This is a genomic window from Polaribacter sp. 2305UL8-11 (assembly GCF_058147165.1).
The window spans coordinates 109,449-125,382 of record NZ_JBYVJW010000004.1 but is presented as its reverse complement, the minus strand read 5'-3'; the positions used below and the strand labels follow the sequence as shown (position 1 = coordinate 125,382).

The 15,934-nt window shown below is 28.7% G+C and carries 13 protein-coding genes and 1 pseudogene; 8 read left to right on the top strand and 6 right to left on the bottom strand.

The window, feature by feature from the left end:
* Positions 1–92 precede the first annotated feature (92 nt).
* From ACY2RW_RS05050 to ACY2RW_RS05040, 3 genes are all read left to right on the top strand, one after another.
* Positions 93–467 (top strand): LysM peptidoglycan-binding domain-containing protein, encoded by a 375-nt coding sequence (locus ACY2RW_RS05050; protein ID WP_490121613.1) that lies wholly within the window; start codon positions 93–95, stop codon positions 465–467.
* 174 nt (positions 468–641) lie between these two features.
* Positions 642–1,406 carry a hypothetical protein gene (locus tag ACY2RW_RS05045; protein ID WP_490121612.1) on the top strand — a complete coding sequence of 255 codons (765 nt, stop codon included), beginning with the start codon at positions 642–644 and terminating at the stop codon, positions 1,404–1,406.
* Positions 1,407–1,498: 92 nt separating this feature from the next.
* Positions 1,499–2,158, top strand: coding sequence for a hypothetical protein (locus ACY2RW_RS05040; protein ID WP_490121611.1), 660 nt, complete (start codon positions 1,499–1,501; stop codon positions 2,156–2,158).
* A gap of 3 nt (positions 2,159–2,161) precedes the next feature.
* Here the strand turns inward: ACY2RW_RS05040 and rlmF are convergent, their stop codons facing one another.
* Both rlmF and bshC read right to left on the bottom strand, forming a co-directional pair.
* Positions 2,162–3,016 (bottom strand): 23S rRNA (adenine(1618)-N(6))-methyltransferase RlmF, encoded by an 855-nt coding sequence (gene rlmF / locus ACY2RW_RS05035; protein WP_490121610.1) that lies wholly within the window; start codon positions 3,014–3,016, stop codon positions 2,162–2,164.
* A gap of 86 nt (positions 3,017–3,102) precedes the next feature.
* Positions 3,103–4,695: a bacillithiol biosynthesis cysteine-adding enzyme BshC gene (gene bshC / locus ACY2RW_RS05030; RefSeq protein ID WP_490121609.1), complete on the bottom strand. Its 1,593-nt coding sequence runs from the start codon at positions 4,693–4,695 to the stop codon at positions 3,103–3,105.
* A 207-nt stretch (positions 4,696–4,902) separates the two neighbouring features.
* On the opposite strand from bshC, the gene ACY2RW_RS05025 reads away from it, so the two are divergent.
* Positions 4,903–7,389 carry a M14 family metallopeptidase gene (locus ACY2RW_RS05025; RefSeq protein ID WP_490121608.1) on the top strand — a complete coding sequence of 829 codons (2,487 nt, stop codon included), beginning with the start codon at positions 4,903–4,905 and terminating at the stop codon, positions 7,387–7,389.
* A 226-nt stretch (positions 7,390–7,615) separates the two neighbouring features.
* Here the strand turns inward: ACY2RW_RS05025 and ACY2RW_RS05020 are convergent, their stop codons facing one another.
* From ACY2RW_RS05020 to ACY2RW_RS05010, 3 genes and pseudogenes are all read right to left on the bottom strand, one after another.
* Positions 7,616–8,356, bottom strand: coding sequence for a Dph6-related ATP pyrophosphatase (locus ACY2RW_RS05020; RefSeq protein WP_490121607.1), 741 nt, complete (start codon positions 8,354–8,356; stop codon positions 7,616–7,618).
* Between the two features lie 152 nt (positions 8,357–8,508).
* Positions 8,509–9,861 carry a 30S ribosomal protein S12 methylthiotransferase RimO gene (gene rimO / locus ACY2RW_RS05015; protein WP_490121606.1) on the bottom strand — a complete coding sequence of 451 codons (1,353 nt, stop codon included), beginning with the start codon at positions 9,859–9,861 and terminating at the stop codon, positions 8,509–8,511.
* 58 nt (positions 9,862–9,919) lie between these two features.
* Positions 9,920–11,562 (bottom strand): annotated as a pseudogene (locus ACY2RW_RS05010) (amidase family protein).
* Between the two features lie 170 nt (positions 11,563–11,732).
* Between ACY2RW_RS05010 and ACY2RW_RS05005 the strand changes: the two are divergent.
* The 4 genes from ACY2RW_RS05005 to ACY2RW_RS04990 are packed head-to-tail and all read left to right on the top strand — an operon-like array spanning position 11,733 to position 14,639.
* Positions 11,733–12,299, top strand: a complete 567-nt coding sequence (locus tag ACY2RW_RS05005; RefSeq protein WP_490121605.1) for an RNA polymerase sigma factor — start codon at positions 11,733–11,735, stop codon at positions 12,297–12,299.
* Positions 12,289–12,813 carry a hypothetical protein gene (locus tag ACY2RW_RS05000; RefSeq protein WP_490121604.1) on the top strand — a complete coding sequence of 175 codons (525 nt, stop codon included), beginning with the start codon at positions 12,289–12,291 and terminating at the stop codon, positions 12,811–12,813. The genes ACY2RW_RS05005 and ACY2RW_RS05000 overlap by 11 nt, the downstream gene beginning before the upstream one ends.
* A complete protein-coding gene (locus ACY2RW_RS04995) occupies positions 12,797–13,876 on the top strand; it encodes a DUF4097 family beta strand repeat-containing protein (protein ID WP_490121603.1) in 1,080 nt (359 codons plus the stop codon). The genes ACY2RW_RS05000 and ACY2RW_RS04995 overlap by 17 nt, the downstream gene beginning before the upstream one ends.
* A gap of 28 nt (positions 13,877–13,904) precedes the next feature.
* Entirely contained in the window at positions 13,905–14,639 is a 735-nt protein-coding gene (locus ACY2RW_RS04990; RefSeq protein ID WP_490121602.1) for a head GIN domain-containing protein, read from the top strand.
* A gap of 105 nt (positions 14,640–14,744) precedes the next feature.
* Here the strand turns inward: ACY2RW_RS04990 and ACY2RW_RS04985 are convergent, their stop codons facing one another.
* On the bottom strand, positions 14,745–15,920 hold the full coding sequence (locus tag ACY2RW_RS04985) for a GlmU family protein (RefSeq protein WP_490121601.1): 1,176 nt from the start codon (positions 15,918–15,920) through the stop codon (positions 14,745–14,747).
* Between the last annotated feature and the right edge of the window lie 14 nt (positions 15,921–15,934).

The following is a 15,934-nucleotide window of genomic DNA, read 5'->3' as shown; positions in this document are numbered from 1 at the left end:
AATAGAATAAAGAAAATAGAGAAAAGACCTTGCCAATTTGGCAAGGTTTTTTGTATCTTTAAATTATTAAATTAACAATAAAAAGAATTAAAATGAGAGCAAAATATCAAAGTGTTTTAGATTTAGGAGAACAATTAAACATTAAAGATGGTGATGTAAAAGAAGAAAACGGACAATTAAAAGTTTGGGGAACTGCAAAAACGCCTTATGATAAAGATTTAATCTGGGACGAAATTAAAAAAGTTGGTGGAGAAAACCCAATTGATATTATGGCAGATATAAAAGTAGAAGACGATTCTGTATATGCAAGACATACTGTAGAAAAAGGAGAAACTTTAGGTAAAATTGCAAAACAATATTATGGAAAAGCTTCTAAATACACTGAAATTTTTAAAGCGAATGGAAACATCTTAAAAAACCCAGATGTGATTCATCCTGGTCAAGAATTAGTGATTCCTAATTTGTAGAACCTTACTTTTTAGCACAAGAAAGAGGCTGTCTGAAAAGTAGTTAAGTACGTCAAACTGAGCTTGTCGAAGTTTTATAATTCACTGATTATCAATTATATTTCGACAAGCTCAATATGACAAGTAGTTAATTTTTTGACTTTTCAGACAGCCTCTTTTTTGTATCTTTAAATTATGAAAAAGTTTCTTTTTTTATTATTGATTCCTTTTGTCTTTGGATGTAAAAAAGATTTGACAGGACATTGGCATGCAAAATCTATTAATTATGAAGATGCAGGTTCAAGTATCGATATTTTAGAAAGTAATGATTGCTACTTTACTTTCTCACTATTATCTAAACCAATAAAAGGTGAACATTTTCCAGATAAAAAACATATTTTTTTTCCAGATCAATGTGGAGATTTATCTTTTGATTACAAGTTAAAAAACAATAAACTTTATCTCGAAAGTGCATTAGGAGTTAAACTTGTTGCAACCAGAATTGATACAGTTTGTAATCGTTTTAAAGATTATAAATCCGTATTACCAATTAATTTCTTAAAAGTTGAAAATAAAAGAGAATTATACCAACCAAAAGATTCTATAGAAAATGAAGGATTAAATCGATATATTTTATTTGATATGAAAAATGACTCCATAAGAATAGAGTATTTTGATAGAATAAATACGATTGATAAAGTTGATGAAATTATTACATCCATTGAAAGTAAGGTTTCTGATGCAGAAATTCCTTTTATAAATTATGTTTTAGTTCCTGATAAAGAAATAGCAATTAGCAACTTGAAGACAATTGTTGATTCTCTAAATAAAAATTCTAAAAAAAGAATATTTATTCAAACATTAAAACCAAATCCAATAGATTTTAATGTGTTTGAATACATAAAAATTGATAAAATAAATATAACATCAAAGCAAAACATCAAAGAATTAGTCTACTAAATAGCCTATTTGATTTCACCTACAAGGTTTGTTGTAAATTGAAAAAAATAATTGTTTATATTTGATTATCAAACAACTAACCTACCTAAGCTATGGAAGCAAAACGCCAATCTGATGAAAATATTCAAACTTCATATTTATTATTAAGAAAACTTATTGGTGTAATTGGTGTTTTTTTACCCATTATTCTTGCAATTGGAATGCTCTTTTTTGACAAAGAAAATTTTATTCAAGATTCTATTAGTGATTATTATGGCACTCCACTTAGAGATGTTTTTGTAGGTTTCCTTTTTGCTTTAGGTTTCTTTTTATTTACTTACAGAGGGTATAAATCTGAAAAAAAAGGATTACTGAGTAATGATGGGATTTTAGCAACAATAGGAGGTTTTTTTGCAATTTGCGTAGCACTATTTCCTACTATTAGTAATAGCAAAGCTGTACGCGTTTTTCATCTATCTTCTGCTGTAATTTTATTTGCCATATTTACTATTTTTTGTTTGGTTATATTTAGAAGAACAAACCCTAAAAAACCTCCAACTAAAATGAAATTGAAAAGAAATAAATTTTATTTTTGGTGTGGTATTTTAATTATCTTATTTGTTGTAGCAGCAGGTTTGAGTTTCTTTTTAATGGAAGAAAGTACAAGAAGAGCAACAGACATTATTTTTTGGTGCGAAACTTTTGCTTTGTGGGTATTTGGATTTTCTTGGCTAATAAAAGGGGAAGCTTTTTTAGAAGATAAAGTAAAATAATATCTAAAATCGCCAACAAACAATTCTAGTAACTTTATTACCTTGACTTAAAGGAATAATTTTAAATTCAGTCGCTCCTAATTTTTGAGAAGATTTTTTTAAACTCTCTACATTTTCTTTTTTAGACACCAAACTTGTAAACCACTTACTAGAAAATTTAAATAAAGAACTCTCATATAAATAATTATGCAAAAAAGCTTTTTCTCCTCCTACATACCATAATTCATTGTTATTTCCAGAGAAATTCCTAACAGCATTATTACCTAAATTTCTGTTTTTACGCTTGTTTGCACCTTGTGCTTCTTCTGCAGATTTATAAAAAGGCGGATTACACATAGTCGCAGAAAATAAATCATTTTCCTCTATAATTTTCTTTAAAATTTGTTGTTCATTAAACTGCTGTCGCAACTCAATTTTTGCATCTAAATTATTATCATCTATAATATCTTGTGCAGTATCCAAAGAATCTAAATCGATATCTGTGGCAACAAAATTCCAATTGTATTCTGCAACTCCTAAAAGCGGATAAATACAAGTTGCACCTGTACCAATATCCAATATTTTTATATTTTTTTCAGTTGAAAGTAAATCTGCCAAATGATGAATATAATCTAAACGTCCAGGAATTGGTGGACATAAATTTTCGTCTGGAAAATCCCAAATTGAGATTTTATCATAAGAAAAAAGTAATGCTTTATTGAGTTCTTTTACTGCTTTTGGGTTAGAAAAATCGATGGTTATTGTTCCGTATTTATTTTCTGCAACAAAATCTTTTAGCAAAGAATTATTTTTGATAAGTTCTTTAAAATCATATCCTTTATTGAATTTGTTTTTTGGGTGCAATCCTTTGTCTTTCATAAACTAAGTGTCAGTTCGAGCGCAGTCGAGAACTAATAATAACCTCTCGACTGCGCTCGAGGAGACATCATTTTAAATTGATTAACCTACATTTCTAAAATAGTAAACTCTAATTCTAAAGGTTTTAACGATTTCTTTAAGGCATCTATAAATCCTTCACCATATTCTAAATAATATTCAGAAAAATTACGTTGACGTTCTTCTAAACTCTGGTTGGGTAAAATCTGGTTTTGCAATGCTGTGATTCTTTCTACCAAATCGTTTTGTCTCCTTTTTTCTGCCTTTAACAAACGTTTTTGTAAATTCTTTAATCCTTTTATTTGTTTTACTTCTTGTGCTTTTACTGCGCCTATAAAAGAAACATCTGTTTTTTTGGCAACTTGTTTTAATTCGGCAAATTGCTTTTCTAAATAGGAGATTTTATCCTCGAAACTAATTTTAATATCAGAGTTTTCGATTACTTTTTTTGAAAGTAATTCATGTTGATTTAAAAATAATTCTTGATGAGAAATATTTAAATTATCTAGTTTTTTCTGTTGTTTTTCAGAAATAACTTGCACAGAATTTCGTAACAATAAAATAGGAAAAGGTATTTTAACATCCTTAAAATAGTCTTTCAGCTCAAGCCAATAGGCTATTTCTCCTCCTCCACCAACATAACAAAGGTTAGGTAAAATCACCTCTTGGTATAAAGGTCTCATAATTACATTAGGAGAAAATGCCTTGGGGTTTTGTAAAACTTCTTTTAAAATTTCTGCTTTAGAAAAAGTAATGTTAGTGTTGTTTACCTTGTAAATATTGTCTTCAAAAATAATACGTTCTCTAAAATCATCACCTAAATAAAATAAATTAATTTCTCTAGGATTTACTTGAATTTTATAGTTCTTTTCTAATGCTAAAATCGTTTTTGATACAGCTTTGTAAGAAAGCTCGTTTTCTAATTCGTCTTTTACAATTGGAGCAAATAATTGTTTTAGATTTTTATCATCACCATCTAAAACTATTAAACCATAGTTACTGAACAACTCATTGGCAATAAAACGAGTGGCATCTGCCAAATTTTGGTGTTTTAAATAGCCATCAGAAAACAATTGTTTTAAATATTCTGCATTTTTTGAGTTTCCTAAATGATTCGAAAAAACTTTAAAAACATCTTCTAAACCATCAGTAGAAAATCGGCCAACAGCTCCACCATCTTCTCTATTCCAAAGTACTTTTTTTCCATCAAAATTAAAATAGTTTATTTCCTCAAAATCATGATCTTCTGTAGCCATCCAATATACAGGAACAAAATTTTGTTCTGGAAATTTTTCTGACAATTCTTCGCATAAATTAATGACAGAGATAATTTTATATAAAAAATACAAAGGTCCAGTAAATAAGTTTAACTGATGTCCTGTAGTAATTGTAAATGTATTTTGATGTTTTAAAAGTGCTATATTTTCTGAAGTTGAATCTGAAATTGAAAAATTTTTATATTGATTTTTTATTGCATCTGTTAATACTAATCTTGATTGCAACCTGAAAGATTGTTGTTTCTCTTCTATTTGATTATGAAAACCTGTAATGTTAGGAAAATTATTGTAAAATGGTTTTATAGAGTCTTCTTGCGCTAAATAATCGAGCATCGTTTTAGAGAAAAAACCCGTTTTTTGAAATGGAATGTGTGTTACTTTCATAGCTATTTTAAGATAACACAGTTTTGCAACAATCAGCTTCTAATATAGAACTCATGGTATTTGGTTAATTTTTGATAAAAATACGAATATTTTAAAGCTTTGTCGAAAAGAAAAAATCAATCTAACAAAGTTTTAACAAGATAAAAGGATATAATCCTAAAAAACAAAAAGATATATTTATTACATTTGGTTTTCAAACTTAATTTTATGAAAATTAAATCACTTTTTATTATTGCTTTTTTAATTTGTGGAAGCATTTTTTCTCAAACTGTACAAGCTCCATCCGAATTTTTAGGATACGAAATTGGCTCACGTTTTACAAGATATCACAAAGTTGTTGAGTATTTTAAATATGTTAGTAAAACTTTATCTAACGTAAAACTAGAAAAATACGGAGAAACAAATGAGCATAGACCTTTGTATTTAAGCTATATTTCTTCTCAAGAAAATATCAATAATTTAGAAAATATTAGAAAAAACAACTTATCTCAAACAGGCATTATTTCTGGCAATGCTACTAATAAAATAGCCATAGTTTGGTTGAGTTATAATGTTCATGGCAATGAAGCATCTAGTACAGAAGCTTCTATGTTAACACTTTACAAATTAGTTACAAAGAAAAAAAAGTGGTTAGAAAATACGATAGTTATTATAGACCCATGTATAAATCCTGATGGAAGAGATAGGTATGTAAATTGGTTTAATCAAGTAAAAAGTACTCCTTATAACGCAAATCAAGATGCTAAAGAACATTCAGAACCTTGGCCTGGAGGAAGACCAAATCATTATTTATTTGATTTAAATAGAGATTGGGCTTGGGCTACTCAAGTAGAGTCGCAACAAAGAATAAAGATGTACAACAAGTGGATGCCACATATACATGTAGATTTTCATGAACAAGGCATTAACAACCCTTATTATTTTGCACCAGCTGCAGAACCTTTTCATGAAATTATTTCTGATTGGCAACGTGATTTTCAAGTACAAATAGGTAAAAATCATGCTAAATATTTTGACAAAGAAGGTTGGTTATATTTTACAAAAGAGAGTTTCGATTTGTTGTATCCAAGTTATGGAGACACCTATCCAACTTACATGGGAGCCATTGGAATGACTTACGAACAAGCTGGTCATGGACGTGCAGGATTAGGAATTAAAACTGATGAGGGAGAAGTTTTAACGTTAAAAGACAGAGCAATTCATCATACAACAACAGGTTTGTCTACTGTAGAAATAGCTGCTAATAATGCCGAAAAATTAAATACTGAATTCAAAAAATTCTTTGATAATAGTAATTTAAAATATAAAAGTTATGTGTTAAAAAATGATAATCAAGATAAAACAAATCGTTTAAAAAGATTATTAGACGCTCATGAAATACAATATGAAAATACCAAAAATGGTTCTTCTGTAAAAGGTTATAATTATCAAAATCAAAAAGAAGAAAAAATGAATTTTACTTCTTCAGATTTAGTCATACATACCAACCAACCAAAAGGAAAAATGGTCAAAGTTTTATTTGAGCCTAAAGCAAAATTAGCAGATTCTTTAACCTATGATATTACAGCTTGGTCTCTACCTTATGCTCACGGTTTTAAAACAATTGCATCAACTGCTAAAGTCGCTTCACAAATAACCTTAACAGATAAATTATTACCCTCAGAAAATAAAAATGCAATAGGATATGCATCTAAATGGAATAGTTTAGATGATGCAACTTTTTTAGCAGATTTGTTAAAAAATAATATAAGAGTACGTTTTACAGAAAAAGAATTTGTTTCTAGAAACCCAGAGAGAAAATTTGACAGAGGCTCTTTGATTATACTTAGATCTGACAATAGATCAAATCCAAATTTTGATAAAGAACTAGTTCAGTTAGCTATTAAAAATAGCAGAAATATTATTCCTATTTTAAGTAGTTTTTCTAAGTCTGGAGTTGATTTTGGTTCGTATTCTGTAAAACCCATCAACAAACAAAAAATTGCAGTTTTATCTGGTAATGGCACTTCTTCTTTAAGTTTTGGAGAAATCTGGCATTTCTTTGAAACACAACTGCAATACCCAATTACAAATATCAATTCAGACTATTTTGGTCGCGTAGATTTCGCTCAATTTGATGTAATTATCTTGCCAAATGGTTATTATAGTCGTGTTTTAAATAAATCAACTTTAGATAAATTAAAAACTTGGGTACGTTCTGGAGGTACATTAATTACTATTGGAAATGCTTTAAATAGCTTTGCAGATAAAAAAGGATTTGCTTTAAAAAGAAAAAAAGCAGAAGAAAAAACGGAAACCCCAAATTTAACTCCTTATGCAGATAAAGAGCGTAAAAGTGTTGCCAATTTTATAACAGGTAGTATTTTTAAAAGTAAGGTAGATACTACTCATCCTCTGGCTTTTGGCTATGAAAATGAATATTTCTCATTAAAATTAGGTGCTACTGCTTACCAATATTTACAAAACGGAAATAACGTTGTTTATTTTGATAAAACTGCTAAAAATATATCTGGTTATGCAGGTAGTAAAGCTGTAAAAAAGATTCCTGAATCTTTACTTTTTGGAGAAGAAAAAATGGGTAGAGGAAGTATTATTTATATGACAGAAAACCCTTTGTTTCGTTCTTTTTGGGAAAATGGAAAACTATTTGTAGCCAATGCTGTTTTCTTGTTGAATTCTGATAAGTTGAAATAATATTTATACCTGCAAGGTTTCTAAAACCTTGTAGGTATAGAATAAGAACATTAATAGTCTTTTTTATTTGGGTATTTTAATTGGCTTTAACTACTCACTTTTTTTCTGAAAAAGAAAAAAGAGCTCAAGCATGTATTCTGTCTTGAGCGTAGTCGAAAGATTCTATACCTAACACAAATTGCAGATTTAAAAACTTTCTATTAGGATTTAAAAACTTTTAGCTTACTTATTTCGGAATCAAATCGCAATACCAAAAACTAGTATCGTGGTTTTTTTCTTCTTCCTTTTCTTTAGATTGATGGCAATTATCATCATCATTATCATGCAAAGTATAAGAACGCAACTTTTTTTCGCCGATATTAAAATTTACAGGTTTGCTAAAGTTTGGACCATCAAAAACAAACGTATGGAATTCTCCATTTTCTCCACAGACATCTACGTTTTTTGGTAAATCTTTTATAAATTGTTCATCTATTATTCTGCCAACAAATTCTTTTCCTAAAAGTTTTGCATTTACGCAAACTGTAATAGCTTTAAAACCTAGTTCTATAAATTCGGCTATGATTTCTTTTGTATCTTTTTTCCAAAGTGGATACACCCCTTTAATGCCTACTTCTTTTAATTTAGAATCACGATATTCTTTTAAATCTTCTAAAAAAATATCACCAAAAACAGCATATTTATATTTTTTTTCAACCAAAGAATCCATCGCAATTTTCATAGTTTCTGAATAAGAATGCATAGTTACATTGGCTGGGAAAGAAATTTTTTGAAGTGGAAGTCCTAAAGATTCCGTTTGTTTTTCGAGCAATTCCTCTCTTAAACCATGCATAGAAACACGTTTATAATCTTTATTTACAGTGGTAACCAATAAACTAATTTCATACTCAGCAGTTTGTTGTATTTTATACAATGCTAAAGCAGCATCTTTTCCTGAACTCCAATTAAAATATGTTTTTTTTGTCATATTATTTTTTACAAAGAGGCTATCTGGAAAGTCAAAAAATCAACTACTTGTCATTTTGAGATTGTCGAAACACAACTGATAATCAATGAATTACAAAACTTCGACAAGCTCAGTTTGACATACTTAACTACTTTTCAGACAGACTCAAATATTTATTTTTTTCTTTGATTTAAAGGCACTGGTTTTTCTAACTTTTTAACAGGTACTCCATACAAATCATAATCTCCAGCATCGTAAATTTTTACATCTATAAATTCTCCAATTTTAATGTAGTGTTTTTTTGCGTCTACAATAACGTCATTATCTACATCTGGTGAATCCGATTCTGTTCTTCCATAAAAATATTCTCCATCTTTTCTATCGAACAAACATCTAAAAGTTTTTCCAATTTTTTCTTGATTCAATTCCCAAGAAATTTGAGATTGAATTTCCATAATTTCATTCACACGTTTAAATTTGACTTCTGCAGGCACATCATCTTCTAAAACATAAGCTCCTGTGTTTTCTTCATGCGAATATTCAAAAGCACCCAAACGTTCAAAACGCATTTCTTCTACCCAATCTTTCAATTCTTGAAACATTTCTTCTGTTTCTCCAGGATAACCAACAATTAACGTAGTTCTAATTGCCATTTCTGGCACAGCTTCTCTAAATTTACGAATTAAAGCCGTCGTTTTTTCATGTGTTGTACCACGTTTCATCGACTTTAACAACTCTGTATTAATGTGTTGCAAAGGAATATCTAAATAATTGCAGACTTTAGGTTCACGTTTCATAACTTCTAAAACATCCATAGGAAAACCTGTTGGAAATGCATAATGCATTCTTATCCATTCAATGCCTTCTATTTTTGCCAATGCTTCTAATAACTGTGCTAAAGCTCTTTTTTTATAGATATCTAAACCATAATAGGTTAAGTCTTGTGCAATTAGCATAATTTCTTTAATCCCTTTTTCGGCTAATTTTGTGGCTTCTGTAACTATATCTTCTATAGGCGTAGATCTGTGTTTACCTCTCATTAAAGGAATAGCACAGAAAGAGCAAGGTCTGTCACAACCTTCTGCAATTTTTAAATATGCATAGTGTTTTGGAGTGGTTGTTAAACGTTCTCCAATTAATTCGTGTTTGTAATCTGCTTCTAAAACCTTTAATAAATTTGGTAAATCGTGGGTACCAAAATACTGATCTACATTCGGAATTTGCTCTTCTAAATCTGGCTTATAACGTTCACTCAAACATCCAGAAACAAAAACTTTATCAATTTCTCCAGCTTCTTTTCTATTAGCATAATGTAAAATTGTGTCTATAGATTCTTCTTTTGCTTTACCTATAAAACCACAGGTATTAATCACCACAATATTTCCATCATCATTTTCATCTTCATGTACCACGTTTTTACCATTAGCTTTTAATTGCCCCATTAACACTTCCGAATCATAAATGTTTTTAGAACAACCTAAAGTAACAACGTTAATCTTATTTTTTTTGATGGATTTTGTACGCATTGTATTTTGTTTTAAGCGAGTGCAAAAATACGAGTTTTAAAATGATTACTAATTGCTTCTATTGATAGTTTTCAGGCATTTTTCTAACTTTAGTTAATTGCTCAAAAGCATAACCGATTTCTAATAATTTTCTTTCAGAAAATGGCAAACCAATAAAAGTTAAACTTACAGGTTCTCCAGATTCTTTATATCCCATAGGAACTGTAAGTGTTGGGTATTTTGCAACTGCAGCAATACCTGAATGGTAATTATTTATAGATAAAATGGCATCTAAATTTTCGTTTTCTAAGGTTTGCAAGTATTTTTTTCCTTCAGAATTTAAGTTTTTCTTTATTTTTCTAAATTCTGATGATGTTGTTTGATCATTTACAATTCCTTCAAATAATTGTTGTCCATAAGGAGCTCTTAAAATGGAATCTTTTTTATTAAAAAGCACAACATCATTTACATTTTTTATTTTGATATTTTTATTTGCATTGTTTTTTAAATATTTTGGTAAGTCGTGTTTCATATCGATGTTTAACAACGTCACAAAACCATCAAAAGAGATTTCTGGTGGTGTAATTTCTACAATATCAACGCCAACTTTTTTTAATTTTTCTACAGTAGCTTTGTAGATGGAATCTGATAATAATGGTTTTAAAACACCTATTTTTCTATTATCAAATTTATTTCTAAATCCGTTTTGCACATAGTCTTCTTCTATTTTTTTTGAAGCAGGATCATTTTTATCAAAACCTCTTAGTGCGTTCATAAAAATAGCATTATCTATTACGCTTTTTGTCATTGGACCAGGTGTATCTAAAGTTGATGATATTGGAACAATTCCACTTCTACTTAAAACACCAATTGTCGGTTTTAAGCCTACCACAGAATTCTGACTTGATGGCGAAGTTATAGAACCAGCAGTTTCTGTACCAACAGTAGCAACAGCAAAATTTGCTGCGACTGTAACTCCACTTCCTGCAGAGCTACCTCCTGTTTCAAACTTTCCTCTTCCATAAGGGTTTAGGGTTTGTCCGCCAATTGCAGAGTATCCTAAAGGACAACCAGAACAGAAAAAATATGCCATTCACTTAAATTTACTTTCCCTAATATAATTGCGCCATTTTCTCTTAACTTCTTAACAACAAAAGCATCTTCAGTCGTTTTATTATCTGCCAAAGCAATTGCTCCTGCAGTCGTTTTCATATCTTTTGTATTGATATTATCTTTTAATAAAATTGGCATTCCATAGATAGAAAGTTCAGAAACATCAGTTTTATTTTTGTCTTTTTCTCTTGCCTCTTTTAAAACATTAGGATTCAGAGCAATAATACTATTTAACGATAAAGTAGAGTCACTCTCAAATTTTCTAATTCTATACAAATAGAAAAGTGTTAATTCTTCATAAGATAACTTACCTTCTTTTACACTTTTTTGAAGTTGAGGAATGTTTTGTTCTAAAATAATTGGTTTTAATGCTGAATATTTTTCTTCAGAAAAATTAGCCAAATCTTTTTGAAAGGGTTTAAAAACATCATTCATATCTAAATATTTAGATTGAATGAGTTTGAACTGCATTCTCTTTTTAGGGTGTTTTTGTTGTACAACTATTTCTGAAGATTCATCATACTTTTTAAAATAAATTTTGGATGATTCTTTTTGTTGACAACTAAATATGAATACTGTACCTACAAAAAATAAAAAAAGGTTTTTCATTTTTATAAAATTTAAAATCAAAGATATAAGAAAAAGAATTAAACAATATAGAAGTTAAATATGAATCAAATCATTTCTTAAAAACGGCTTCCAATAAAAAAAATGTATTTTTATTTTACCAAACTGTCACAAGTCAAAAACTATTTTGTCTTTAATACAGAAACGTTTTATTGGAAACTAATCAACCACATATAACCAACCTTATAGAACGCTGCAAAAAATCGGACAAAAACGCGCAGTTAGATTTATACAAAGCTTATTATAAAGCCATGTATAACACTGCTGTTAGAATTTTAAAAAATGATTTTGAGGCAGAAGATATTATGCAAGAAGCGTTTTTAACGGTTTTTACAAAAATGAATACTTATAAAGGTGAAGTTACTTTTGGTGCATGGTTAAAAAGAATTGTTATCAATAAAAGTTTAACACAATTGAAAAAAAATAATAGATACAATGAAGTAAAAATGGAGGTTATTACAAATGATGAAGTAGATGAAGATGTTATTGATTATTCTGGACTAAAAGCCAACAAAGTGTTAGACTGTTTACAAAGTTTAAAAGACAATTATAGAGTGATATTAAACTTACATTTGATAGAAGGTTATGATTATGAAGAAATTGCACAAATTTTAGAATTTACAAATGAAAATGTAAGAACCACAGTATCTAGAGCAAAAAAGAAATTAAAGCAAGTATTACTTGCAGAACAAATACATATACAAGCTTATGGAAGATAAATTACATCAACTATTCTCTGAAAATGAATTCGATTTTAAAGAGCCACATTCTGGTCATTTAGAGCGTTTTGAGCACAAATTAAATAAACCTAATAAAACCAATAAAACTCCTTGGAAGTGGTTATCAGTTGCTGCATCAGTAGTATTAATCTTTGGTTTTTGGTTGGGTAGTACTCATCAAAAAAAACAATTTGAACTGGCAGATGTTTCTCCAAAAATGAAAGAAGTGCAAAACTATTTTGTTTCTACAATTCATCAAGAATTAAAAACTTTAGAGAAAAACAGAAGTTTAGAAACAGAAACAATTATAGAAAATGCTTTGAACCAATTAGAAGATTTAGAAGAAGAATATAACTCTTTTGTATCAGAATTAACTAAAAACGGCAAACAAAGAAGAATTATAAATGCAATGATAAAAAATTATCAGCAACGCTTAGATATTTTAGAAAATACGTTAAAACAAATAGATCAAATAAAAAATCCTAATCCTTTTAAAAATGAAATTTATATATAAAATTACACTCTTATTCTTATTATTTCCTTTAGTAACTAACGCTAACAGCGATAAGAAAAAACATGAAAAAAGTAAATCTATTAAAAAGGAGTATTCTGTAAATGCAGATGCTAAAGTAAAATTAAATAATAGATATGGAAATTTAAATATTTCTACTTGGAATAAAAACAAAGTAGAAATAGAAGTTACAATAACTGTTAAAGGTGATGACTTAGATGATGTACAAGAAAAGTTAGAAAGTATTGATGTAGAATTTAATGCAACCTCATCTTTAGTAGAAGCAGAAACTATTTTCCGAAAGAAAAAAAGCAACTGGTCTTGGTGGGGTAAGAATAAAAATTTAAACTATAAAATAAACTATATCGTTAAAATGCCAAAATCTAACTCTGTAGATTTAAATAACGATTATGGAAATATTTATTTAGAAGATTTAGATGGTAAAGCTGCTATTAATTGCGATTATGGTAAAATTTCTGTAGGAGATTTATCTGCACCTAATAATAACATTAATTTAGATTACTGTTCATCTTCTTCTATAAACTATATGAAAAGTGGTGATATAAATATAGACTATTCTAAAATTTCTGTTGATAAATCTCAAAACTTAAAAGTAAATTCAGATTATTCTACTATAAAAATTGGCGAAACCAAAAACATAGATTTTAATATAGATTATGGTTCTATAACTATAAATGATGCAGATGTAATTGATGGTAATTCAGATTATGCAAGCATGCGTATAGGAAGCGTTAGAAGAAATTTAACAATAGATACAGATTACGGTTCTATTACTGTTAAGAATTTAGAAAAAGGTTTTGAAAATGTAGATATAAATGGACAATATGCAGGTATTAGAATTGGTGTTGCACCTGGAGCAGTTTTTAATTTTGAAATAGATCTACAATATGCTGGTTTTAGTAGAGATGACAGTAATATAGACATGTTTAAAAGTATTTCTAAAACAACTAAAAAATATTACGAAGGCAAATATGGAAAAGGTAATACCAACTCTAGAGTTAAAATAAAATCACAATATGGTGGTGTGAGTATTAAAGAAAATTAAAAACACAATTCAACTAAAATATACTATTATGAATAAAAAAATACTTTTAACTAGTTTAATTCTATCCTTAACTTTTACTATAAACGCACAAAATTGGTGGGGAAATAATAAAAAAATAAAAGGAAATGGTAATGTAGTAACTGTAAATAGAACTACATCCGATTTTGATAAAATTTCTGTAGGAGGTTCATTTGACGTAATCCTTATGAAAGGTAAAGAAGGTAAAATCAAAATAGAAGGAGAAGAGAATATTATACCTTATGTAGAGACAGAAATTTCTGGAAATACTTTAAAAGTTAAATACAAAAAAAACACCAACATTAGAACTACAAGAAGATTAACTGTTACAGTTTCTTTTGAAGACATAGATGGTGTTTCTTTAGGAGGTTCTGGTAAAATTACTAGTAAAGAAATTATTAAAAGCAACCAGTTTAGTGCAAGCTTGGGTGGTTCTGGAGACATAGATCTTAAATTACGCTCAGAAAATGTAAAAGCTGCAATTGGAGGTTCTGGAAATATTAATTTAGAAGGCAGTACAAATAAATTTACTTGTTCTATAGCTGGATCTGGTAGTATAAGAGCTTATGAATTAAAAACAGATGAATTAAATGCAAAAGTTGCTGGATCTGGAAGCATAAAAACCACTGTAAAATCTAAAATAAAAGCAAAATTAGTAGGTTCTGGAAGTATTTATTACAAAGGTAATCCTACACATATAGATACTAAATCTGTTGGTTCTGGTGATGTAAAAGATAGAAATTAAATTCCGTTTAAATCTTTTTGAAAATTAAGTCAATAAAAAAGCTCTAATATGATTTTTCATATTAGAGCTTTTTTATTGTTTATTTAGTGTGTTTATAGAAAAATTTTAATAATTCCTATACTTTTTAGTTTCTTCAAAAACGTGTTCTAAAATTTTTTGATCTTGTTCCTCAAAAACAATATTTCTACGTTTCATAACTACAGTTGCTACTTCAAAGACTTTATTTGTTTTGTATTCTGTAAAACCAGAGGCTCCTCCCCAGCTAAATGATGGTATAAAATTTCTTGGAAATCCACTACCAAAAATATTGGCAGACACTCCAACAACTGTTCCTGTATTAAACATTGTGTTAATTCCGCATTTAGAGTGATCTCCCATCATTAAACCACAAAATTGTAGTCCTGTTTTTGCAAAACGTCCAGAATTATAATCCCACAATTTAACTTCTGCATAATTATTTTTTAGGTTAGAATTATTAGTATCTGCACCTAGGTTACACCATTCTCCTATGACAGAGTTCCCTAAATAACCATCATGACCTTTACTTGAATACCCAAATAAAACAGAGTTATTTACTTCTCCAGAAATTTTGCAATAAGGTCCCATTGTTGTACCTCCAAAAATCTTTGACCCTAATTTTAAAACTGCATTATTACACATTGCAAACGGCCCTCTAATTCCTGTGTTTTCCATAACCACAGCATCTTTACCAATATAAATAGGCCCTGAAGAAGCGTTTAAGGTTGCAAAAGTTATTTCTGCACCTTCTTCTATAAAAATATTTTCTTTATTAATATATCTTGTTCCTTCTGGAATTGGTTGCGACTTTCTACCTTCTGTAATCAAATTAAAATCTTGCTGAATAGCTTCATAATTTAAAGAAAAAATATCCCAAGTATTTTTTATCTGGATAATATCTTCATCAAACTCTATCTGTGTATACTCATCAAAATTTACTTCTTCTTGTTCTTTGGTAGAAAAGAAAGCAATTACATCCTCTCCTTTAAAAATAGCTTCGTTTTTAGATAAATTTCTTACTTTTTCAACCAAACTTTCAGTAGGACAAAAAGAGGCATTTATCATTACGTTCTCTTCCATTTCTACCATCGGATATTTTTCTTCTAAATATTCTTCTGTAATAGTTGTTGTAGTTAGACCTAGATATTTTTCCCATTTTTCTCTTATAGTTAAAATCCCTATTCTTATTTCTGCAACTGGTCTTGTATATGTAAATGGCAATAAAGCATTTCTAACATCGCCATCAAATAAAATGTAATTCATTTTTTATTTTTTTA

What these genes read in the sequence shown, in the direction of transcription:
- ACY2RW_RS05050 (WP_490121613.1), top strand. Translation starts at nt 93, where the DNA reads ATGAGAGCAAAATATCAAAGTGTTTTAGATTTAGGAGAACAATTAAAC.
- ACY2RW_RS05045 (WP_490121612.1), top strand. Translation starts at nt 642, where the DNA reads ATGAAAAAGTTTCTTTTTTTATTATTGATTCCTTTTGTCTTTGGATGT.
- ACY2RW_RS05040 (WP_490121611.1), top strand. Translation starts at nt 1,499, where the DNA reads ATGGAAGCAAAACGCCAATCTGATGAAAATATTCAAACTTCATATTTA.
- rlmF (WP_490121610.1), bottom strand. Translation starts at nt 3,016, where the DNA reads ATGAAAGACAAAGGATTGCACCCAAAAAACAAATTCAATAAAGGATAT.
- bshC (WP_490121609.1), bottom strand. Translation starts at nt 4,695, where the DNA reads ATGAAAGTAACACACATTCCATTTCAAAAAACGGGTTTTTTCTCTAAA.
- ACY2RW_RS05025 (WP_490121608.1), top strand. Translation starts at nt 4,903, where the DNA reads ATGAAAATTAAATCACTTTTTATTATTGCTTTTTTAATTTGTGGAAGC.
- ACY2RW_RS05020 (WP_490121607.1), bottom strand. Translation starts at nt 8,356, where the DNA reads ATGACAAAAAAAACATATTTTAATTGGAGTTCAGGAAAAGATGCTGCT.
- rimO (WP_490121606.1), bottom strand. Translation starts at nt 9,861, where the DNA reads ATGCGTACAAAATCCATCAAAAAAAATAAGATTAACGTTGTTACTTTA.
- ACY2RW_RS05000 (WP_490121604.1), top strand. Translation starts at nt 12,289, where the DNA reads ATGGAAGATAAATTACATCAACTATTCTCTGAAAATGAATTCGATTTT.
- ACY2RW_RS04995 (WP_490121603.1), top strand. Translation starts at nt 12,797, where the DNA reads ATGAAATTTATATATAAAATTACACTCTTATTCTTATTATTTCCTTTA.
- ACY2RW_RS04990 (WP_490121602.1), top strand. Translation starts at nt 13,905, where the DNA reads ATGAATAAAAAAATACTTTTAACTAGTTTAATTCTATCCTTAACTTTT.
- ACY2RW_RS04985 (WP_490121601.1), bottom strand. Translation starts at nt 15,920, where the DNA reads ATGAATTACATTTTATTTGATGGCGATGTTAGAAATGCTTTATTGCCA.